General features: G+C 40.6%; 20 protein-coding genes. 4 read left to right on the top strand and 16 right to left on the bottom strand.

Annotation, left to right across the window (positions count from 1 at the left end; all coding sequences use genetic code 11):
• Positions 1-81: 81 nt before the first annotated feature.
• From MTCD1_RS09465 to MTCD1_RS09455, 3 genes are all read right to left on the bottom strand, one after another.
• Positions 82-1,416, bottom strand: coding sequence for a sigma-54-dependent transcriptional regulator (locus tag MTCD1_RS09465; protein WP_057180205.1), 1,335 nt, complete (start codon positions 1,414-1,416; stop codon positions 82-84).
• Complete coding sequence (locus MTCD1_RS09460; RefSeq protein ID WP_231732978.1) at positions 1,416-2,708, bottom strand: sensor histidine kinase; 1,293 nt, start codon at positions 2,706-2,708, stop codon at positions 1,416-1,418. The genes MTCD1_RS09465 and MTCD1_RS09460 overlap by 1 nt, the downstream gene beginning before the upstream one ends.
• 166 nt (positions 2,709-2,874) lie before the next feature.
• Positions 2,875-4,377, bottom strand: a complete 1,503-nt coding sequence (locus MTCD1_RS09455) for a sigma-54 dependent transcriptional regulator (RefSeq protein WP_057180203.1) — start codon at positions 4,375-4,377, stop codon at positions 2,875-2,877.
• Between the two features lie 555 nt (positions 4,378-4,932).
• Between MTCD1_RS09455 and MTCD1_RS09450 the strand changes: the two genes are divergently transcribed.
• From MTCD1_RS09450 to MTCD1_RS09435, 4 genes are all read left to right on the top strand, one after another.
• A complete protein-coding gene (locus MTCD1_RS09450; RefSeq protein ID WP_057180202.1) occupies positions 4,933-5,217 on the top strand; it encodes a hypothetical protein in 285 nt (94 codons plus the stop codon).
• Positions 5,218-5,310: 93 nt separating this feature from the next.
• Positions 5,311-5,709 (top strand): flagellar export chaperone FliS, encoded by a 399-nt coding sequence (gene fliS, locus MTCD1_RS09445; RefSeq protein WP_057180201.1) that lies wholly within the window; start codon positions 5,311-5,313, stop codon positions 5,707-5,709.
• A complete protein-coding gene (locus MTCD1_RS09440) occupies positions 5,709-6,101 on the top strand; it encodes a hypothetical protein (protein WP_057180200.1) in 393 nt (130 codons plus the stop codon). Before fliS ends, MTCD1_RS09440 begins: the two co-directional genes overlap by 1 nt.
• Positions 6,102-6,287: 186 nt before the next feature.
• Complete coding sequence (locus MTCD1_RS09435; protein ID WP_057180199.1) at positions 6,288-6,599, top strand: hypothetical protein; 312 nt, start codon at positions 6,288-6,290, stop codon at positions 6,597-6,599.
• Between the two features lie 24 nt (positions 6,600-6,623).
• Here the strand turns inward: MTCD1_RS09435 and fliD are convergent, their stop codons facing one another.
• The 13 genes from fliD to flgE form a co-directional block, all read right to left on the bottom strand.
• The gene (gene fliD, locus MTCD1_RS09430; protein ID WP_057180198.1) at positions 6,624-8,057 is read right to left on the bottom strand and encodes a flagellar filament capping protein FliD; all 1,434 of its coding nucleotides are present in this window, start codon (positions 8,055-8,057) and stop codon (positions 6,624-6,626) included.
• Between the two features lie 63 nt (positions 8,058-8,120).
• Positions 8,121-8,546: a flagellar protein FlaG gene (locus tag MTCD1_RS09425; RefSeq protein ID WP_057180197.1), complete on the bottom strand. Its 426-nt coding sequence runs from the start codon at positions 8,544-8,546 to the stop codon at positions 8,121-8,123.
• 212 nt (positions 8,547-8,758) lie between these two features.
• On the bottom strand, positions 8,759-10,219 hold the full coding sequence (locus tag MTCD1_RS09420) for a flagellin (RefSeq protein ID WP_088568934.1): 1,461 nt from the start codon (positions 10,217-10,219) through the stop codon (positions 8,759-8,761).
• A gap of 691 nt (positions 10,220-10,910) precedes the next feature.
• Positions 10,911-11,360, bottom strand: a complete 450-nt coding sequence (locus MTCD1_RS09415; RefSeq protein ID WP_057180195.1) for an REP-associated tyrosine transposase — start codon at positions 11,358-11,360, stop codon at positions 10,911-10,913.
• Between the two features lie 413 nt (positions 11,361-11,773).
• Positions 11,774-13,234, bottom strand: a complete 1,461-nt coding sequence (locus MTCD1_RS09410) for a flagellin (RefSeq protein ID WP_088568933.1) — start codon at positions 13,232-13,234, stop codon at positions 11,774-11,776.
• A gap of 196 nt (positions 13,235-13,430) precedes the next feature.
• Positions 13,431-14,660 (bottom strand): flagellar hook-associated protein FlgL, encoded by a 1,230-nt coding sequence (flgL, locus tag MTCD1_RS09405; RefSeq protein ID WP_057180193.1) that lies wholly within the window; start codon positions 14,658-14,660, stop codon positions 13,431-13,433.
• Between the two features lie 9 nt (positions 14,661-14,669).
• Positions 14,670-16,655, bottom strand: coding sequence for a flagellar hook-associated protein FlgK (gene flgK, locus MTCD1_RS09400; protein ID WP_057180192.1), 1,986 nt, complete (start codon positions 16,653-16,655; stop codon positions 14,670-14,672).
• Between the two features lie 194 nt (positions 16,656-16,849).
• Positions 16,850-18,022 (bottom strand): flagellar assembly peptidoglycan hydrolase FlgJ, encoded by a 1,173-nt coding sequence (gene flgJ / locus MTCD1_RS09395; RefSeq protein WP_057180191.1) that lies wholly within the window; start codon positions 18,020-18,022, stop codon positions 16,850-16,852.
• 75 nt (positions 18,023-18,097) lie between these two features.
• Positions 18,098-19,189, bottom strand: coding sequence for a flagellar basal body P-ring protein FlgI (locus MTCD1_RS09390; protein ID WP_057180190.1), 1,092 nt, complete (start codon positions 19,187-19,189; stop codon positions 18,098-18,100).
• A gap of 116 nt (positions 19,190-19,305) precedes the next feature.
• Positions 19,306-20,046 carry a flagellar basal body L-ring protein FlgH gene (gene flgH, locus MTCD1_RS09385; RefSeq protein ID WP_057180189.1) on the bottom strand — a complete coding sequence of 247 codons (741 nt, stop codon included), beginning with the start codon at positions 20,044-20,046 and terminating at the stop codon, positions 19,306-19,308.
• A 55-nt stretch (positions 20,047-20,101) separates the two neighbouring features.
• Positions 20,102-20,890: a flagellar basal-body rod protein FlgG gene (gene flgG / locus MTCD1_RS09380; protein ID WP_057180188.1), complete on the bottom strand. Its 789-nt coding sequence runs from the start codon at positions 20,888-20,890 to the stop codon at positions 20,102-20,104.
• A gap of 68 nt (positions 20,891-20,958) precedes the next feature.
• Positions 20,959-21,702: a flagellar basal-body rod protein FlgF gene (flgF, locus tag MTCD1_RS09375; protein WP_057180187.1), complete on the bottom strand. Its 744-nt coding sequence runs from the start codon at positions 21,700-21,702 to the stop codon at positions 20,959-20,961.
• A gap of 213 nt (positions 21,703-21,915) precedes the next feature.
• The gene (gene flgE / locus MTCD1_RS09370; RefSeq protein ID WP_057180186.1) at positions 21,916-23,220 is read right to left on the bottom strand and encodes a flagellar hook protein FlgE; all 1,305 of its coding nucleotides are present in this window, start codon (positions 23,218-23,220) and stop codon (positions 21,916-21,918) included.
• Positions 23,221-23,489 lie beyond the last annotated feature (269 nt).

The following is a 23,489-nucleotide window of genomic DNA, read 5'->3' as shown; positions in this document are numbered from 1 at the left end:
TTTGATTTTGTTAGAGCGGGGGGAACAGTAATTTGGCTATAACTAGCTGTTAGTGATAATAGCTCGTTAGACTGAAGTAAGTTAGGCGGGGATTTCTATACCCGAGTCGCGCATTTTGGCAATTTTATAGCGTAAGGTACGTGGGCTAATGCCTAAGCGCTCGGCCACCGCTTTACGACTACCATGGCAGGCTTGTAAGGTATCAAGGATAATTTGATGCTCTTGCAATTTTAATTCACTACCAAGCTTATCGTCAGTGTTCGTCACTGGCTCTATCACTAATGCGGTATCAAAGTTTTCAATCATTAAATCGCCCGCATCAATAAGCTTGTCGGTATGTAAAATAAGTGCCCGTTGGATAACATTATCCAACTCTCTAACATTACCGGGCCAATGATAAGCATTAAGTTTACTACGCGCAGCACCCGAAAACTCAGGGATGGGGTCGCCATTTTTTTGACAATGACGGGAGATTAAGTGTTGCGCCAGCACAAATATATCATCAACGCGCTCAGCTAAGGGTAGCCAAGTGAGTGGGAAAACGTTAAGACGATAATAAAGGTCTTCTCGAAAGAGACCATCCTTTACTGCGGCTTGTAGGTCTCTATTCGTGGTAGCAATAACACGTACATCAAGACTTATGATTTTTCTGCCACCTAAGCGTTCTACTTCGCGCTCTTGCAATACCCGTAAAATTTTGGCTTGTAGCCCTATATCCATTTCGGTTATTTCATCAAGTAGAATAGTGCCGCCCTGCGCTTGTTCGAACTTTCCTGGGCAGGCTTGGATGGCGCCGGTAAAAGCACCTTTCTCATAACCAAATAAGGTGGCTTCAAGCATATTTTCAGGAATGGCCGCACAGTTAATGGCGATAAAAGGTTGTGCACTGCGTTTAGAGTGATGATGAACATACTGGGCTAACACTTCTTTACCTGAGCCACTGGGACCAAGGATCATTACAGACGCATCGGTACTGGCGACTTTTTTAGCCAAAACCAGTAATTCTAATGAGCGTTTATCGGCCACGATGGGCTCATTTTTATTCACCTTTTTGGGCGGAATATATTGACTGACCATATTGAGTAACACTTGCGGTGCAAAGGGCTTGGCAATATAGTTACAAGCGCCATCTCGCATCGCTTGTACCGCATCATCAATGGTGCCATATGCTGTCATCAGTAACACCGGTAAATTTACCTGTTTATTTTTAATACTTTTCAATAAAGATAAGCCCGACATACCACCCATTTGTACATCACTGACAACAATATCAACCTGCTGTTTTTTCAACAGCAATAAAGCAGCTTCACCAGAATCTGCCTCTACACAGCAATAACCGGCTAATGATAAGGTATCAACCAAGGCTTCACGTAAACCGGCATCATCTTCCACCACAAGAACTTTATGTTCAGCCATTAGTACTCTCCCTCTGGATTGTTTTTCATCACACTACCCTGCTCTAGCAGCGGTAATTTAATCACAAAATGTGCACCTGCACCTGCATCAGCTTCGTTAAGTAAAGTCACCTCACCTTGATGAGCGTTAACCACAGACTTCACCACAGCCAAACCAAGCCCAGTGCCTTTACTGCTTGAGGTATAGAAAGGCTGAAAAATTTTATCACGAATTTCAGGGTCTATACCTGGGCCATTGTCCTTAACACTTAAATATAAATGATTGTCTTGGCTATACACTTGAATATTTATCAAGGGGGCGACTATTTTAGCTGCACTACTTGCCGGTAAGGCGGTCATGGCATTTAAGGCGTTATGCAATAAGTTTTGCATAGCGCCTGTTAAGGCACTTTTATTGCCTAGGATATAAAGCTCATGTTCACAGTACTGTACTTTGACTTGTGCACCCGCTTTACTTATTAAAGCATCCATAGAATGCACCGCATCATCAATCAAGGCGTTAACAGCTAGAGGAGCAACAACCTGTTCTTTACCACTTTTAGAAAACAGCAGCATATCATTCACTTGCTGCTCTAAATCATGTAAGCGGGCGTTTAATTTCTTTTGAAAATTAACACGTGCCGATTCTGCTAATTTATTACTTATTAAGTTTTCACCATATAAAATTGCCGCAGATAATGGTGTGCGAATTTGATGAGCTAGGGTTGAAACCATTTTACCTAATGAAGAGAGACGCTGCATCTGCGCTATTTTATCTTGTAAAAGGCGGGTCTCGGTAAGGTCGGTAATCAGAATTAACTGCCCCGGCTGAGCGCCTAAACTGGTGATTTCTAATTTAACACGGCGACCATCTTTAAGTGATATTTCATGCCAATCACCTTCACGTGGATTGAATGAACGGGCTATAACATTAAACCATGGTTGACCAAGAATAGGCTCATCGAGTAAGTCGATCGCCACTTGGTTTATCTTGACCACAATGCCATTACCGTCAAGCATAACTAAGCCGGTTGGCATCACTTCTATTAGCTGATCTGCTAATAAGCTATCACTAGGGTGATGTTTTTCTGGGCTTGAACTATGAACAGAATTAGCGCTAGCAATGGTATTGACAGAAAAACCAGGCTCTTTATGTTGAGTGCTTTGTGCTCTCAATGCCGCTAATTCACCAGGGAACGCTTCTTGCTCGAGTAAAGAGGCTTTATTTACCTCAACGACATTAATAGCATTAAACGCGGCAATAGCGCCTGACTCTATCATAGGGGTGGTTGCTGTAGGGATTGCTTGTGCCATAACTTGTGCCATAACCTAGGTACTCTAGTAAAACTATCTAATACCTACCAAGCATTTACTATGCCATAATTTTCATTATAAATTTCAAGCAGATAAAAAGACAATAAACAAAGATAAGCTAAAAGCAGCCGTCAAGCTATTGACCTTTTGTACGCGCTAAGACCAATTATTCACTGGCTTTTTGTAAATCATATTTACGCATTTTTTCAACTAAGGTGGTTCTACGCATACCTAAGGTTTCCGCCGCTCGGGCAACGACATAGTCATGTTTACTTAACGATTGTTTAATTAAAGAAACTTCTAAATCAGCAAGATGCTCTTTTAAATTTAAACCGTCTGAGGGTAACATCGCCGCATCAGCAGCGTTTAGCTGTGTATTTATCGCTGGGATCGGTTGAGCTTCATCACTAATTGCATCATCGTCATCATCACAACCAGAGAAAAGCCCATTGATAACATCTTGCTCTTGTAACTCTTCAGGGTATTCCGGGTTATAAGCTTGGACATCAATATGCTGATATTTAAAGGGCAGCTCAGCAACATCGACGATTTGCTCACTGTACATAATTATCATACGCTCAATTAAGTTGGATAATTCACGGACATTACCTGCCCACGGGTGCTCCATTAGTGACTCGATGGCTTTTTCAGTAAAGCGCACCGTTCGCCCTTGTTCATGTTCAAAGCGTGTTAGTAGTTCTTTTAATAACAGCGGAATATCTTCTTTTCGCTCACGCAATGCGGGTGTCTCTATAGGAAATACATTCAAGCGATAAAATAAATCTTCTCTAAACGTTCCGGCTTCGATCATTGCTTCTAAATCTTGATGAGTAGCTGCAATAATACGGACATTGGCTTTGATACTTTTACTACCGCCGACACGCTCAAAAGTACGTTCTTGTAGTACCCTGAGCAGTTTTACCTGCATAGGTTGAGGCATATCACCAATTTCATCTAAAAAGAGTGTGCCACCTTCCGCTAATTCAAAACGACCTTTACGGGTAGATATTGCGCCGGTAAAAGCGCCCTTTTCATGACCAAACAACTCACTTTCTAATAGCTCCGCAGGAATGGCACCACAGTTTAGGGGGACAAAAGGCCCTTTTGCGCGATCAGATAAGTTATGGATATTACGCGCGATCACCTCTTTACCCGTGCCTGATTCACCGAGTACTAACACGCTGGCCGGTGTTTTTGCGACTTGTTCAATTAAAAAACGTACCTGAGCCATCAACTCACTGCTACCAATAAGTGAGCGAAACAAAACGCTGTTACCCAATTTCATCGACTTGCGCGGTAATTTGTTATGGTATTGATGACAGTGATGAATAAGCTCGGTCAGCTGAGCATAGTTAAGCGGAGCAAACAGCGTACCGATAACATTAACATTGCTCGCTAGCTCATTGGCATCTAATACATCATGAAGAATAAAGGGTACACTGGGGTTTGCTTTAATTAAGTTAGCGCAATCACTACTGACATTACCGGTTAATATTACCGTAAGAATATGGCTAGTATCTGCCAGTTTTTCAACCGCTTGCTCTTGTGGACAATGGCTAAAGTGCTCACCGACAAAGGCGAGTACCGTACTAAGCTGCTCACGTCTGCCTGCGTCATTATCTACCACTAAAATTTGTTTGTGGCCTACTAATGTTGCCGTTTCATTCATAACTGATTCTTTATTATTAATGCTAAGGTATTATTTTTAATGTCGTTTTATAGCGACAGTGGCAATTTTAGCCGTTAATAAAATTTAAGCAACAAAAAGTTGACGCCTAACCGTCATTTTTTTGTCATCTATCGAATTCCCCCCCCCCAGCCCTACCTATTGGTTGAATACAAATAAAGTAAAGATATTGAGCCTGCTGCCGATAAAGTGATATTAAAATACAGAACATATTTTCTGTGAATATACTAGACATCAAGGCAACATTGATATTCATTAATATAAGGTAAAGTGCCTTATATGCAGTGCAACATAAAGATACTTCATAAGTAAACAGGCTCAGCTGATGAATATGTCAAAAAATTGATAGCGGTAGTTAAAGTGATTTATAAAATTTTATTTTAACGCCGAATCAATAAAATTAAATATTAATAAATCTTTATAATCAAGTAGATAAAACCGGTTCAATATTTAACATATACAGTTGGCATAAAAAAAGCATTAAAAATGGATGATAGTAAGCTTATAACCATATTTTAGTAAAAGTAGGATAATAAAATGTTGATCATAAATGGCACTGCAGAATTAATGCATGATAAGCAAGAGTTCACCAAAGGTACTCGACATGAGTTTACTATGTTCTCAAGGGAGATGCCTTTTGAGCAGCAACTTACCCAAATAGAAGAATATCTAGTCACTCGCGGTTGGGATAATATTGAAGTACTAAACAATGGCGTAGTGAATAGTACTGAAGAGGTTACACATAATGTACTACAACAAGCTTTTGAGAAAGCTAAAAAAGAAGGCTTTGCGGTAACCGTTAATAATCAACCATTAACTTAGTCATACTTTTTTTACGTTAAGTTATAACTAAATCTATGGTTTCAATTTTATTAGTTTTCTATACTTAAAGTTATAGAGCTACTGGAGGTGTCTATGACACATGCATCACTAAAAAAATACCAACAAACAAACAAGAGCACGGCTCAACAAGCTTCACCTTATCAATTAGTCGCTATGTTATTTCAAAAATTATTAGGCAATATCGCCACTGCAAAAGGCGCTATTTCGCAAAACAACTTTGATAAAAAAGGCACTGAGCTATCGAATGCTATTGCTATTATTGGCGTATTAGAAGGCTCGTTAGATTTTAAGCAAGGTGGCGAAATATCAAATAACTTAGCATCACTTTATCGCTTTTGTTCTGAACAGCTGCTTGTTGCTAGTACTAATAACGATGTTGATAAGCTGGAAGAAATAATTCAAATTCTTTTACCGATAAAAGCTGGTTGGGATTCAATCCCACTAGAGACACAAGATCAAGTGAGCTTTTAGTGGCTAATGATATTAAACAAGCACTTGAGCAGATAATTGCAGTATCACGACAACTACTGTCGTGCATACTCGCTGTGCAAAATAAAATTCAAGGGGCGGTAGGAGTAACTCAGGAATCCGTTAGTGAAACCGACAATAATTCACATGGCGATAAAGAAATAACCATGGCTGAACTCACCGAGTTACTCGCTAAAAGAGATGGTTTAATTCGACATTTATTTACACAATATTTATCAATAGAAATAGCACAGGAGCAAGATTTATTAAATGAAATGGCAACACTTGATAAGCAATTATCCGATAACCTGCAACTCTGCAAACAAACATTAGCAGCACAAGTGATTAAGCTAAAAAAGGGCAATAAAGCCACTAAATCATACCAAAAGTATTAACGCCCCGGTAATTACCCCCCCTATTTAAGTTTTATGATTGCTAATTACGTCATCGCTAACATTTATCAACGCGTCGAATCCGTACCGTTCGATTTTTATACAGAAAAAGCTATACTTTAGAAGCAGAAGATATTACCTATTATAGCAATGGGCATTACTGCCGTTGGTAGGATATTGGAGTAACTTATGTCAATTGCCAATCCATTGACCGCAAGCAGTATAATACAGCGCGCTGCTAAACCAAAAATAACCGAAGAAATCAAGAAAAACCCATTAAAACCTGATTTAGGTGTTTACGCTAAAGATGTGGTTAACATATCAAAACTCGGTCTTGAAAAACAACAAAAAGCAACGCAGATAGAAGCATCAAGAACAATTGAAGACCTAGCCAATAAGGTTATCAGGATAAGTTCAACAATAGGGCGGGCACGTTCTGTAGGTAACTTAACCAATAGTCAAGCAACGTCACTTTATAATAAAATAGCGGCGCTGTTATAGAGTAGTTAGGTTAAAAGTAAAATTTTATTTTCGATATTGCCTCACCACACCAGGCATATTATCAAGCTGCGCCATTAAATAACTACTGGTAGAGTTTAACTGGGCCACGATTAAATCCATGGCATTGTATTGCGCATACAAGCGTGCTTCTAATGACTCCATTCTCGCATTAAAAGCCAAATAGGCATCATCTAATCTATCTAATTGTGCCGTTCGACTGTCAATACGGTTTTGAATAACACCATCAATATCATCCGTATAAAAATTAAGCAGGGTTTCAATTGAAGCGGCAAAACCTTCTGCTGCATCTGTGCCAACAAAAAATTGTTGTAAGCCATCAACATCACTATCAATGTATTCATTCAAAATTTTCGTATCTAAAGTCAAGACACCGTATTGGTCACTTTCCACACCAAGCTGTGATAAGGATAAAGTACTGCCGTTACCGGCATCAAAACTTTCACTGAGCTGTTGGCGTAATTTATTCATCACCCCACGCAATAAGGAATCGCCGGAAAGTGCACCACCACCTGCCGAGCTTGATGAGCCTAACTGATCACTTAACTTTTTTAATTCATTATAACTTTTAACAAAGTCTGCGATGCCCGATTGAATATTGGCATTATTTTCACTGAAACTAATTTGGCTTATATCATCATCAACGTCATGCGTTTTTTTAGCGGTAATATCTACGCCATCAATAACGTTTTCAAAAACATTGGTGCTACTGGTAACCACCAAGGTGCCGTCAATGGTAATTTGTGCATCAAGTGCTGCTGTAACCTCAGCTAAATTGGTAATATGATTGAGCGGATCGGGGTCTGAAACATCATAAGCAAGACGTGACAAACCTAAATTGTCAGTATCATTGCTATCCCCGGTATCGGTAACCGTGGTAGTGATAGCATTTTCAAGCCCGGTTGTTTTACTGGTCATAATAAGATGTTGACCGTCATCATCGGTAACTATGGTCGCGATAACCAAGTCATTATCGACACTATCATTTATCGCATCACGAATTTGGCTTAAGGTATCTGTCGATGATACCTCAACAGCAAAACTTTCACCGTTTACCGCTATAGTCAAGGTACCTTCACCAACGGCTTCTTCACCATCAATTGCCGCAGACATTATTTTGTGTGCTTGCGCTAAGGCATCAACTTGTACCGAGTAACTACCCACTTGAGCATCTTGACTAGAGCTCAGGCTAACAAAACTATCAGCACCTTTGGCAGTACGTAGTTGATAGTTATCAGCATCGGCTAAAGCAGCAATAGATTCACTAACACTGACTAAAGCCGACTTTAAAGCACCTACCGCTGAAATATCGGTAGTATATGAGGCTTGCTGCTTGTTCGCCCGAGAAATAAAAGGGGCTTTTTCGGCACCAACAATCGCTTCAACAATCTCGCTAATCTGAAGACCTGAGCCTATTCCCGTAAACGTTAAACTAGGCATACAACCCCCTTTTCCTCTGACAATAAATAATTACAATAGCAACGAGTATGCTACTATTGAAATTTAAACTTTAGCATCAATAAAAGCACCCACCATTTCAGATAGTTTGGCCACTAAAGTTAATACTTCCTCTGAAGGAAATTGTTTAACCAGTTCACCACTGTTTTTATCAATGACTTTGATAACATCACGACCAGAATCTTTGTCTACCGAAAACTCCAAACCGCGATTCATATTGCCAACAAACTCCTGCAATTGTTGCGCCACCTTTTCAAGCTGTTCGGTGGTTAATGGCGCTTGCTTGAGCTCTTTAGCTTGCTCACTTAGCGAAACCGCTGACGACTGCTCATCACTGGCGAGTTCATTTACCGTCAAGTCGCTTGTTTTCACTGTTGCCTCTACGGCCTTTACTGCCGAGTCAACAGACTTATTAAGCTCCGCCGTTAAGTTAGGCAAAGCAATATCTGTAGTGCTTGCTATTGTACTCATTATAGACTCCTTACGTTATTTCAACAGTTATTCAAACCAATACTATAACTTTGTCTAACGATAAAATAACTCATTATGAATAAACCATTAACCAATCATTGCCCGTAAGCAACCAGCGAGTAACTAAACACAAAAAGGAAGAGGACTATTGGCCTCTTCCTTTACACGTTTTAAGCTAGGCCTAAGCCAACGTCATCTTAAATACTGATGACCTAGCCAAGTAGACTTAAGGCCGCTTGTGGTAATTGGTTCGCCTGCGCCAAAATTGAGGTACCTGCTTGTTGCAATATTTGGTTCTTGGTCATTATCGCGGTCTCTACGGCAAAATCAGTATCTTGAATACGACTACGTGATGCAGAAACATTTTCTGAAATATTAGCCAAGTTACTGATGGTGTGACCAAAACGGTTTTGTAACGCACCTAAGTCAGCTCGGCTTGCATCAATACTAGCTAACGCTGCATCAATTACGTCAATAGCACTTTGAGAGCCTGCTTGTGTGGTTAGCTTAATATCATTAACAGAGTCTAATGTTGAATTTGCACCCGTTGTTGCAAATACTTCCGTACCAACAGCAGCAGCGAATGAAAAGCCCTCTGGTCCTGAAAGACTTATTGAACCGACGGCAATGGTGTCAGCAGCTCGTGCAGCCGTGGTCGTACCTCCAGCATCACCGGTAACATCCATAGTAATCGCAATAGATGTACTAGCTTCATCTAGATTCAATAGAATATCATCATCACTAGATAGTACCATTTTGGACTTGTCATCATTGAGGGTCGCTGTAACCCCATGTGTACCTGTGCTAGAATTAATAGCGCTAACCATCGCGGTTAAATCTGTACTGTTAAAAGAATCGATATCAATCTGAGTCGTACCAATAGTTAGCTCTATATCCGCTCCATTAGATACTGCATTAAAACTACCTACGGTTACTTCATTTGTAACTTTTGCTGTAACTTTGACATTTTTGTCTGATGTTGCTGTATTGATTGCTGCTGCAATATCTTTACTGGTAGCATTACTATTCCAAGTTATATCTCCAGTTGAAGTTCCTGAGCCTCCATCTCCTGAAATTGTCAACACAGAGTCAGCTGTAATGCCGTTAACACTCCCCGTAATAACGGCACCAGCTATAGAACCTTGCAGATTATACCTATCATTACCTAATTGATCAGCAGAAATATTGGTCATTGTCATATCAATAGTTTCATTCGCATTAGAACCTACTTGAAAAGCCTTGGTGCCAAAACTACCATCTAGTAATTTTTGACCACCAAACGAGGTAGTTTCTGCAATACGGGTTAACTCATCTTGTAAAGCGACTACTTCTTTTTGCATTGCTGCGCGGTCATCACTTGAGTTTGATCCGTTAGCTGATTGTAATGCTAGTTCACGCATACGTTGTAAAATATCAGTCGATGCTTGCATCGCACCTTCTGCCGTTTGTGCCATTGATATACCATCATTAGCATTACGTTGCGCTACGCCTAATCCATTAATTTGTGAAGTTAAACGGTTTGAAATTTGTAGACCAGCCGCATCATCTTTGGCGCTGTTAATACGCATACCTGATGATAAACGTTGCATTGAAGTGGCAAGGGCCTGACCTGATTTAGTTAAGTTACGTTGAGCATTTAGTGATGATACATTAGTGATTACCGAAATAGCCATGTTAAAACTCCTGCTTACAAATTTGTAATGCGTTAATTAGATTTTAAATTTAGAACTATTAAATGTGTCATCTAGTTCCCGTTCTAATCACCTTAACGGCAGCTCAAAAAATAACTTTAATCTTTTTATCAAAAACATTATTGGGTATTGGGTTAGGCGACTAAAGTCGCCGCTACATGTTATGTCAATATCCTCGCCCAAAATCACCTCAACATCACCCCGACCGTAGGGGCGACTTTAGTCGCCCATTCATAAATAAACACCACACCTCAATAAAAACGAACAAAAAATGATAAATCACATTGGATTAGGCGACGATGTTATTGCAATATACTGCCCGGATTATCTTAACGTCTCCTGTAAGGCGACTGAAGTCGCCGCTACATGTTATGTCAATATCCTCGCCCAAAATCATCTCAACATCACCCCGACCGTAGAGGCGACTTTAGTCGCCCATTCATCAATAAACACCACGCCTCAATAAAACCGAACAACAAATGATAAATCACATTGGATTAGGCGACGATGTTATTGCAACATACTGCCCCGAATTATCTCAACATTACCTGTAAGGCGACTAAAGTCGCCGCTACGTGTTATTGCAATATCACGCCCAAAATCATCTCAACATCACCCCGACCGTAGGGGCGACTTTAGTCGCCCATTCATAAAAAACCCTCATCAAATATAATCAAATATAAATAGAATCCCAAAAAGGGTAATGGCCAATATTGTCAACTAACCCGGCTCGCAACGGATTAGCAACAATATAACGAGACACCTTTAATAAATCTTCTTCTGCTCTTATGGCATGGTCATAAAATCCTCGTTGCCATGCAAAATTAATTTGCGGGTTATATTGATTAATAGTTTTTGAACTGCAGCCTTTTAAGCTTTGCATGATAGTAGATAAGGATTTTTCACCCGACAGTTGCAACAGCCAATGTAAGTGATCGGGCATAATGACCCACGTAATAGCAAGCACTTGCTTCGATTGCTCTAGCTTTTTCATTTCATTTATTAATAAGCGAGCACAATGGAAGTTGTCAAAGAATGGTTGACGATTTTGTGTGCATGTTGTTACGTGGTAAATATGATTTTTGAGGGATGTTCTGCCTTTAATTAGCTTGTCTCGTGACATAATCAAATCCTTTTGAAGTGCGTAATTAATTTACCATAGACGATAACATTTGATTAGGCGACTAAAGTCGCCGCTACGGGTTGCAACAACCAGCCCAAATTATCTCAACATCTCCTGTAAGGCGACGAAGTCGCCGCTACTGATTGCCGCTACTGATTGCCGCTACGGGTTATTGCAACACCTCCAACCGACGACCACCGTAGGGGCGACTTTAGTCGCCCATTTATCAATAACCATAAAAATAAATAAACACCTAACACCAAAAACAAAAAAGCCGAACAATGATTGTTCGGCTTTATATTCATTACTCTATTTAGGCGACTAAAGTCGCCGCTACGGGTTGCAACAGCCAGCCCGAATTATCTTAACGTTTCCGGTAAGGCGACTAAAGTCGCCTCTACAAGCGGATAAAACTAACCTAACAAGCTAATGGCTGCTTGTGGTATTTGGTTCGCTTGCGCCAATATTGAAGTACCTGCTTGTTGTAATATTTGGTTCTTGGTCATTATCGCGGTCTCTACGGCAAAATCAGTATCTTGAATACGACTACGTGATGCAGAAACATTTTCTGAAATATTAGCCAAGTTACTGATGGTGTGACCAAAACGGTTTTGTAACGCACCTAAGTCAGCTCGGCTTGCATCAATACTAGCTAACGCTGCATCAATTACGTCAATAGCACTTTGAGAGCCTGCTTGTGTGGTTAGCTTAATATCATTAACAGAGTCTAATGTTGAATTTGCACCCGTTGTTGCAAATACTTCCGTACCAACAGCAGCAGCGAATGAAAAGCCCTCTGGTCCTGAAAGACTTATTGAACCGACGGCAATGGTGTCAGCAGCTCGTGCAGCCGTGGTCGTACCTCCAGCATCACCGGTAACATCCATAGTAATCGCAATAGATGTACTAGCTTCATCTAGATTCAATAGAATATCATCATCACTAGATAGTACCATTTTGGACTTGTCATCATTGAGGGTCGCTGTAACCCCATGTGTACCTGTGCTAGAATTAATAGCGCTAACCATCGCGGTTAAATCTGTACTGTTAAAAGAATCGATATCAATCTGAGTCGTACCAATAGTTAGCTCTATATCCGCTCCATTAGATACTGCATTAAAACTACCTACGGTTACTTCATTTGTAACTTTTGCTGTAACTTTGACATTTTTGTCTGATGTTGCTGTATTGATTGCTGCTGCAATATCTTTACTGGTAGCATTACTATTCCAAGTTATATCTCCAGTTGAAGTTCCTGAGCCTCCATCTCCTGAAATTGTCAACACAGAGTCAGCTGTAATGCCGTTAACACTCCCCGTAATAACGGCACCAGCTATAGAACCTTGCAGATCATAAATATCATTACCTAAACTAGTAGCAGCAATATTATTCATGGTCATGCTAATAGTTTCATTAGCATTAGCACCCACTTGGAAAGCCTTGGTACCAAAACTACCATCCAGTAATTTTTGACCACCAAAGGAGGTAGTTTCGGCAATACGCGTTAATTCTTCTTGTAATGCCGCTACTTCTTTTTGCATCGCACCGCGATCTTCAGCTGAGTTTGATCCGTTAGCCGCTTGTAATGCTAGCTCACGCATACGCTGCAAAATATCGGTAGAAGCTTGCATAGCACCCTCTGCCGTTTGTGCCATAGAAATACCATCGTTAGCATTTCGTTGTGCTACCGCTAAACCATTAATCTGCGAGGTTAAGCGGTTTGATATTTGCAATCCCGCAGCATCATCTTTGGCGCTGTTAATACGCATACCCGATGACAGGCGCTGCATTGAGGTAGCTAAAGCACTGCCTGATTTAGTTAAGTTACGTTGAGCATTTAGTGATGCGACGTTAGTAACGACTGATAAAGCCATAATAAACTCCTAATGTGTACGTTTACTTTCTGTTATTAGAAGCTTGTTAAGGCAAGCCTCTGCTCTTTTCTTTCTTTATAAAAACCGCTGGTGTTATTATATTTACCGTCAGCTATTTGTTATTTTTTGCTACTGCTTTGCTATTGCACATTAAACAAGCATAAACAGTGCCAATTTTATTAACTATTTTAAAAAATTAAATATAATTAAATAATGTTAAACCTTGTACCTTGCTAAACGTTTGCTGTGATACCTGCAAAGCGATTTTTGCTTGCTCAAACTCCGAAATAGCTTTAGCAAAGTCTAAATCTTCAATGTTAGCTTGCCCGGCCGCTAGGCTTAGCTCTAAATCAAGGTGCCTATCCTTTTGACTATCAAGTACTTGCAGCCGTATACCGGAATCCACTCGCCTTGAGGTGATATGAGTCATGGACGAGTTCAGTTGCTCTAAAATGGTGTTGTAATCTACTTGATGTTGTTCTTGATTGGTGGCAACAGAGCCTTGCTCCATCCAAGCTATGGCATTATTGATGGTGGCAAAAATACTAATATCTTCTTGTTCACTGATAACAAAACTCTCACCCGGCAATGGGTTGCCGCTTAAGGTAACGTCAATGCCATCAAAGGAAATTGTTTGCCCGGCAACATAGGGCGCAGGTAGTGCCGGCAGTACAGGAAAAACAACAGTAGCAGTGCTATCGGTAACCGTTAAATCGTTAGTTATTGGATCTGTAGCAAATGTATAAGGCCCTGCACCTAGGTTGTAGGCGTTTCTATCGGTTATATTGGCACTTTCAACGGCAACACCCGAGGTATTTGCCGCAGGGGCAGTGGGATAATTAACACTAAAATCGCCAATGGCATTGGCAACATTCATAAAAGCAGCATCGCCGGTTTGGTTTGTTGGTATTTTTATGTTTTTGGCTATTTGCAACTCTCTGACACCGCTATCTCCGCCATAAGAAACACTACCGTCAACTTGTTGACTAAAAGGTTGTACATCGGTTTTATAGCCAGAAAAAATATAATTGCCATTTTCATTTTGACTATTGGCAACATCAAATAACTGGTTAAAGCTATGGCGAACTTGCTTAGCTAGCGTTTGTAAGTCTTCATCAGACATAGCACCGTTATTAGCCTGTAGCAGACGTTGCTGAATATCATTTAGGATATCTTCAGCGCCAGCAAAAGAAACTTCTTGCAAGCTGTTGTGACTTTCGGCCTGGTTGATATTGCGTTTATATTTTTCAATATTTGCCAAGTCATTTTTATAACCAGCCAAAGTGCCATAAGCCACGGCATCATCTTTGGCGGTAAGCACACGTTTACCACTGGATAAATGGGCCATCTGCTCATTAATATCTGCAGCTTTACTACTCATTTGTTGAACACTTTGTAAGTAAAACTGCGCTGTAGAGACTCGCATAGAAACTCCTTACCTTACCGCGGCTAGAATAGTGTCAAAAAGGGTATTCGCGGTAGAAATAATTTGCGATGCTGCTTGATAGGCTTGCTGAAACCTCATCAGGTTGGCGGCTTCCTCATCAAGGTTAACCCCAGAGGCTGCTTGGTTTCGATTATACGCTTGGGTAAAAAGTGCCTGAGCGGTATCGGCAGATAAATCAGCATTACTGGCTTTAGCGCCCACCACTGAGGTTGATACCGCTAAACTTTTACTAAACGTTTCTCTACCACCATTAGTGACACCTATTTCTTGGGTTTTTGCCATAGTAACGGCATTGTTACTATTACCCACGCCAAAGGCATCACCAATAATAAAGGTTTCCCTAGCATTGGCACCTGAGCCAACAAGATCACCACTAATCTCTATTTTAAAATCAGGTGTACCTGCGGGGATATCAACTAAAACACTAGCACCGGCAGCATAAGTACCCGCGGCAATAGGTGGCGCTGGTGGCGGTGTTGCCGTGTCATAAACACGGTAACTAAAGGTACCTGGCGCACTTTCATAAACATCAACAGTTACATCATAAGCTCGAGCGGCAACAGGGTTAGTAACATTGGTGATTTTTACCTGGCCATCACTGATATTATTGGTTGATGCTGTCACGGCAACAGCCGAGCTTGCCGCAATAGCATTACCATTGGTTAACGTAGTTTGCATTAACGCGGCGCTATTTCTCGTCGGGATAATAGTTAAAGTATCACCAATAGCGAGGTTGCCACCGTTTTCAATAAATTCAAAACCTAAGGTGGTGTCAAATGGTCCGGCTCCTGGAATACCTAAGGTAATAACGGCTGCTGATGGATTTGTTAGATTATGCATCATTAAATTGGTGCCATTAAAACGCACTTCAAATTCATCGGTTGGCACTAAAGAAACATCGGTAATGTTAATTTGAGCCTGCAATGTGCCTGGGGCGTTATCAGACGGTATTAATACCCGCCCTTGCTGTAATTTCGTGGTATTAATATCAGTAAAAATATTAGCGCCTTGTACACCATTCAAATCTAAGCCACTGGCTTGGCTATCATTTAAGGTGGCAGATATTGCCATCGCTAAACGGTCAATTTCAGTGCGAATTTGACTGAGGTGTTCATCCCTAAATTCAAAACTGGCGGCTAATGAGCCACCTAATTTCTCACCGCTTATAGCAACGCTGCTACTACCACTGACTAATCTTAATTCTGTCTTTTGTCCATCAGGATCACCGGCACTTACTCGTAGGGTCATCGGCGTAATACCAGCAACAAGCGTAGTACCCTGCCCTATCATTACCGTCAGCACACCATTGCCATCTGTGACCGTGGTAACTCGGGTAAACTCACTTAATTGACCAATCAGTTGATCACGTTTATCAAGTAAGTCATTAGGTTGACCACCTTGCGTTAAATTTTGCGAATGCAAAATGGTTTCATTGATCTTGGCTATCTCTAGTGATATTTCGGAAATCCTATTGGCTACTTGCTCTATTTCACCATTTACCGCCTTGCTCATTCTATCGAAATTATCGGTTAGCTCATTAAAGTCATTACTTAAAATACCGGCTTGATTGAGCACTATGCTGCGTAAACCTGAATCATTAGGATTATCGGCAACACCATTAAGTGCTTGATAGAAATTATTTAAGGAACCAACAACCGCATTACCTGAAGTAGACATCACCTGATCAAGTTGTGTCAACCGCGCTTGTAGTAAATCGGCATTACCTAAGTTGCTTTGTGTTAATAGCTGTTCTTTATGGGAGAATTGATCGTAAAGACGGGTGATATCTTGAATGTAAGTCCCCGTGCCAAGGTAATTACTACCGTTATTTATCCCTAAGGTGGAATTTTGCTCAGCTCGTTGGCGGGTATAGCCTTCAGTATTGACGTTGGCAATGTTATGACCTGTTGTCGCCAGTTGCTGTTGAGCAGCCATTAAGCCACTGACACCGGTTTGGTACAAACTTACTGTCATAATTTATTCTCCTAGGTAATACCTTGCCGCTATTGTTATTAACATACTGTCGCTGTTAATCAGCGAAATAACTGCTAAGGCATTACCGTGATAATTGAATTAACATTTTATCGTAGGAGCTTTATCTAGCGCGCTATGAAATAACACACATTAATAGGATAAGTCCTTCCTACAACAAAGTTTACTGGGCTAACTTACTTAGCTAAAAGGTTAGTAACGGTTTTCAAGGTACCGAGTATTTTATCGGCATATTGAGGATCGGTTGCATAACCTGCTTTTTGTAAACCTTGCAGGAAGTGTTCCACATTGCCGGAGTTTTGCAATGCGTCTTGGTAGCGTTCGCTAGTTGAAAGGAAGTTGATGTAGTCATTAATACTGTCAGTGAATGATTGATACATTCTAAATTGCGCTGACTTTTTAACCATAGTGCCTTGCTCAAACTCTAAGGTTTCTTTGCTTACTTTATCGCCAGACCAACGAGAGTCGGCTTTTATATTAAAGAGATTATTTGAACTAGCCCCATCTTGGTCTTTAATTATCTTTTGTCCCCAACCAGTTTCCAGGGCCGCTTGGGCAATAATAACTTCAAAAGGCACACCCAACTGTTGTTGAACTTTTTTTGCTGGCGCAACTAAAGCCCTGACAAAGTCTTTTGGTTCATCAAAGCTTTGTGCGGCTATAGGCGCTGAAATATTGACGCTTTGAGCTTGCTTAGCAATATTATCGATGTTTGGCGCTATGTTATTACTCGTCGCTTTATTAGCCGCATTGATAGGAAGTTGGCTAACGCCACTAATAATTTGGTTACTGACACTATTATTATTTTGATAGCTACCCGCAAAGGGAATATCGATATCTGGCTTAATTTGGCTTTTATCCATCAACATTTTTTCTACTAAGGAGTTATGTTGTTTGTCTATATCGCCTTTACTGCTATTAGCAACTTTATCATCGGCCGAGTTAACCTGATGAAAGGAGGGTAAATTACCATCATTACGTAACACCGAGCTAGGTTTAAAACCGCTACTATCACCGCCAAGTTGGCGAATAATTAAGTCACTTAACCCTAAAGAGCCATTGGAAGAAAGTTCAATCGCCATTTGCTGATCATGCATGTCGCGATAGAACTTGCTTGTTTCAGAATTAAAAGGACTGTCTGATTCAAGTACATCTTGTGCTTTACGCATACTTGACAGCAACATTCTCATAAAAATGGCTTCAAATTGTTGCGCCGCTTCTTTTAACGCCGCTTGTTTTGATTCATCATCCGTGGCGCGCGATTGTTGACGAATAGCATTTAAGCCATTTAGTTCAAGGGCATTACGCGCTTGATCAAAGTTGTAGTTTTGGCTTAAATTGATATCCATAATTTTAGTAACCTATAAGTAACATTTTTAAAGACGCTTAAGTTGAGCGATACAGCAACAAGGATAATAATTAATTTAAATGATGATTAGTTTGCCTTGTATTGCACCCGCTTGATCTAACGCTTCTAAAATAGCCATAACATCGCCAGGGCCAGCGCCAACTTCATTGATAGCACGCACCAAGGTTTCTAAGGTAACCCCTGGTTTAAAGACAAACATACGGGCATCGGCGTTGCTAACATTGATTGCTGATTGATTAGTAACCACGGTTTCGCCTTCGGCAAAGGCATTAGGCTGAGAAACATCTAGTACCTCATTAATGGTGACCGTAATACCGCCATGAGTAATTGCTGCCGCCAGTAGTTTCACTTCAGAGCCAATCACTATGGTGCCAGTACGTGAATTAACAATAATTCTTGCCGCGGGTGTAGCGGGCTCAAATTCAAGGTTTTCCAGTACCGATAAAAAACTTACTCGGTCACTAATATCACGAGGAGCCCTAACCCGCACTGAGGTGGCGTCAATTGCTTTGGCTGAACCGGCAATAAGCTCATTGATGGTATCAGACAATAATTTAGCGGTAGTAAAATCAGAATGACGTAAATTAAAGGTTATATGATCACCGGAGGAAAAAGGGGATTTTACTTCTCGCTCAACAATAGCGCCATTGGCGATACGACCAACCGTGGGAATATTGACTAATACCTGTGAGCCATCTAAACCTTGCGCGCCTAAACCACTAACGATTAAAGAGCCTTGGGCGACTGCATAAGCATTACCATCGAGGCCCATTAAAATTGTTTGTAATAAGGTGCCGCCACGTAAGCTGCTGGCACTGCCCATACTAGATACAGTAATATCAATCGTTTGGCCTAATTTGGTGAAAGCTCTTAATTCGGCATGTACCGCAACTGCAGCAACGTTTTTTATTTTTGGTTTTAGGTTTGCCGGCATAGTAATACCAAAGTTACTTAACATAGTTTTAAAGCTTTGCTCGGTAAACGGACTTTGCTCACCGGTACCAGGTAAACCTACCACTAAACCATAGCCAATTAACTGGTTTGATCGCACCCCAGCAACATCGGCTAAATCTTTAATACGCTGGGCACTTACTGACAAGGATGCCAATAATGCCAGAAGGATAATTGTGTTTGTTACTACTTTCATTAGATTTTCACCTTAAATTAACACCTTGAACTAATATTTTAAGCTAACCCTTGAACTAGACCTCAGGGCTAAGGCTATGCGTTAGCAGCAAAGCCTAGTTTTCCCTTTGCAGAACACTAAAAAGGCCACCAAGAACTATTGAAAAATTTAACTAACCAACCTTGCTCATTAGTATCAGCAAAACTCCCGGTACCCGCATATTGAATACGCGCATTGGCAATTTTTGTTGAGAGTATGGTGTTGTTGGAATTAATATCTTTTGAGCGAATAACCCCTGTTAAGCGGATATATTCATCGCCATTATTTAACGTTAACCATTTTTCGCCACGGATCATTAAGTTGCCATTAGGCAAAACCCTGAGCACATGTACTGATATATTACCGGTTAAGCTGTTACCTTGATCCGCTTTTGCATCACCTTTAAAGTTTGAACTTTGGCTGACACCAAACTGCAATGACTCGCCATTAATGGTAACGGGGAAACCACCGAAGCCAGTAACGGCATCTAAGCTAGTTGTATTTTGTTTTTTTAATTCAGTTTTAGCATTTTTCTTCGCTTGGGTTTTTTCACTCAAGATGACCAAAATAATATCGCCAACACGGTGCGCTTTAGAGTCTGAATAAATATTATTCACGTAATGGGGCTTAAATAAAGACCCCGTTGGCACAATGCTCTCTTCTTCTTCTTCTGGCATTATCGGCGCAAAATCAGGGTCATTGGGTAGTACTCTACTTAATTCAACGGTATTACTACAAGCGGTAGTAACAGCAATTAACAAGCAAGCTAAAAGTAACTTAACCTGGGGTAAATGCCCTTTGCTTAAAGTAACCTTGTTTAATGTTGTTGGTCTTTTCATCACTACTTCCTGCCTTTTCATTAAATGATTCACTCAATTAAATTATAAATTTTTACTACAGCTGCTGATTGATATAACTCAACATCTGATCAACGGCTGAGATTACTTTTGAGTTCATTTCATAGATGCGCTGACTCTGAATTAAGTTAACCAACTCTTCTGTAGTGTTTACATTGGATGTTTCTAACGCGCCTTGTATCAACATGCCGTAACCTTCAAGACCAGGAACGCCTTCTTGGGGCGCGCCACTTACTGCAGTTTCGGTATACAAATTTTGCCCCACTGGCTGAAGACCCGTTGGGTTAACAAAGTTAATTAAGTTAATTTGACCCACCACGGCAGGATCAGCCTGCCCTTGCAGTGTTACTGACACTTCACCGTCTTGAGAAATAATAATACTTAACGCATCCTCGGGAATGGTCACTTGTGGTTGAATAAGGTAACCCGCACCTGGGGTAACCAGATTACCTTCATCATCCATGGTAAATTGACCATTGCGACTATAAGCTGAACTACCATCTGGCATAAGAATTTCAAAAAAACCTTCGCCTTGAATCATCAAATCAAGGGCGTTATCTGTGGTAATCATGTCACCTTGAGTATGAATTTTTTGCGTGGCGACCACTTTGGTACCCGCACCTATCATTAAACCTGATGGCGCTTCGGTATCTTGTGCAGTTCGACCACCTGGCTGATTAATATTTTGGTAAAGTAAGTCTTCAAAAACCGCTCTACTCTTTTTAAAGCCTACGGTACTAGCATTCGCTAAGTTATTAGAGATTACCGCAATATTTTTATTTTGCGCATCTAAGCCGGTTTTACTTATCCATAATGCTGCGTTCATACATCACCTCTGATTGAGTACTAACTGTTTTTGAAAACAGCTAAATATTAACTGAAAGATACTAATAATTAAAAAGCACGTAATAACGAAGCAGCGCTAGCATCTATTTCTTCTGCGGTTTTCATCATTTTCAATTGCATTTCAAATTGACGCTGTAAAGAAATCATGGCGGTCATTTCATGAATGGGGTTAACATTACTCGATTCGAGTGAACCGCCAAGGACGTTGACATTGATATCGGCAATTAATTGCTCGCCATTTTTGGCGCGAAATAAACCGTCATTGCCTTTTTCGATCAGCCGAGTATCTGGATTGACTAACTTGATACGAGCCACTTCTTCTTGCACGCTACTTGGCGCGCCTGCAGGTTGTACCATGATGGTGCCGTCACGAGATATTTGAATATTATTTACCGGTAGCGGTATGATAATAGGGCCATCTTCACCTATGACTAATTCACCATCGTTAGTTTCTAATGCTCCTGTTTCGGTTAAACGAAAATGTCCACCGCGAGTATAAGCCTCTTGACCATCCTCGGCTTGCACCGCAAAAAAACCGTCACCGGCTATGGCAACATCAAGTGAGCGCCCGGTATGAAGAATAGCGCCTGAGTCAAAATTTTGGCTAGCACGCTCGGTCATTGAAAAAACCCGCGAAGCCATCCCTTCGCCATATACCTGCATACTACGCGCTTGTGCTAAATCAGCCTTAAAACCAGTGGTGTTAGCATTCGCCAAGTTGTGGGCATTTATTGATAAGGCTTGCATGTTTTGTTTAGCACCACTCATGGCGATATAAAGCAACTTATCCATAATGACTTTCCAAAAAATATAAGGTTATACAAAATAAATGCAAGTAAGATGCCAGCTATTATAAAGAGGGGTTGGTTAACGGCTAAAAATGGATAAAGAAATGATGATATATTTTATGAGAGCTAAAATAAAAAAGCTGTTAACTGTGAGTAATTTATTGCTCATAGCTAACAGCTTTGTCAGTAATTTTTACACCAGGTTATTTAGCTCAAGTTACCTAATTTGTAAGATAGTTTGGTTTAGTTGGTTACTAACTTCCAGTGCTCGCGAGTTTGCTTGAAAGTTTCGCTGTGCAGAAATCAAATCAATAAGTTCGGTAGTTAAATTAACATTAGCCTGCTCTAATGCTGAGGAGTTAATGGTACCAAAAGTACCTGAGCCCGCTTCACCGGCTAACGCTTCACCGGAAACAATACTCTCTTTCCATGAACTATTGCCAATTTGAGTGAGCCCTTGATTATTGGCAAAGCTAACTAAAGCAATACGTGCTAAAGGCTCTGAGGTACCATTACTATAAGTGGCACGCACAAGGCCATCGCTATCAATGTCGATACCGGTTAATCGACCTACCGCTAAACCATCTTGCTCTAATGAGGTTACTTCAAAACTAGAAGCATATTGTGTTGGCTCATTAATATTTGGCCCCGTTGGATCTAAATTAAAATCAACAATAATCTGCTGACTAGGATCAGCGCCATTACTTAATATCGCCGTACCTAATGGTGCGGTTTGGATAAGAGTGGGATCTTGAGTATTGAAATCACCATTAGCAAGAAAGGTTAATTGTGCGCCATTAATACCCGCACCATTATTAACAGGCCCTCCTGGAATATCGACCAATTGGTTATCAACGGCCGCGTACATATCCCAAGTATTCGGCGCTGATTTTACAAAATAATAAGTCATCACATGACTGTCGCCTAACGAATCAAAAATGGTTACCGAGGTCGAGTTGTTATACGTTAGTGGGTCAGTATGATCAAAGGTAAAAGCGGGTACAGAGTCACCCGCAGGTAAATTCATCTTAACATCGACCTCATTTGTTTTTGATGGTGCGCCAGAAGCTGTCGGTATTTGTAAAGGCGATGCGGTACTTAGCGCTACCGATGAAGAAGAGCCATCAGCATTGACTGGAAAACCTAATAAATAACCACCAGATGAATTAACGACAAAGTTACTGTCGTTTAATTTAAATTGACCAGCACGGGTGTAAGAGGCATCTAAACTGTCAATTTCAGGTACGGTGACAAAAAAACCATTACCGGCAATGGCTAAATCAAGGGAGTTATTGGTAAATTGAATACTACCTTGGGAAAACTGCTGAGCAACATCCGCCGTTAAAACACCATCGCCTACTTTAGTTTTACCTCCAGCCAGTAAAGATGCGGCATAAACATCAACAAACTCAGTTCGGGACTCTTTAAAGCCAACCGTGTTTACATTGGCAATGTTATTTGATGTAACATCTAAGTCTTTTTGTGCGGCGTTTAACCCGCTTAATGCAATATTAAATGACATAATTTAATCCTCTTAAAAAATCGTTCGGCGACAACAAACTAAACTAATTATGATGTTGTAAACCCGCTTAAATACTTCACGGTTACAAACCGCTTAATGCACCAATAAAGTTAAATGACATAATCTAACTCTCTTAAAAAATCGTTCGGCGACAACAAACTAAACTAATTATGATGTTGTAAACCCGCTTAAATACTTCACGGTTACAAACCGCTTAATGCACCAATAAAGTTAAATGACATAATCTAACTCTCTTAAAAAATCGTTCG

Origin of the sequence: Colwellia marinimaniae (assembly GCF_002207865.1) — a bacterium.
Classification (GTDB): Bacteria; Pseudomonadota; Gammaproteobacteria; order Enterobacterales; family Alteromonadaceae; genus Colwellia; species Colwellia marinimaniae.
Note: the sequence above shows the minus strand (reverse complement) of the source record. Positions and strands in the feature narration are given on the sequence as shown.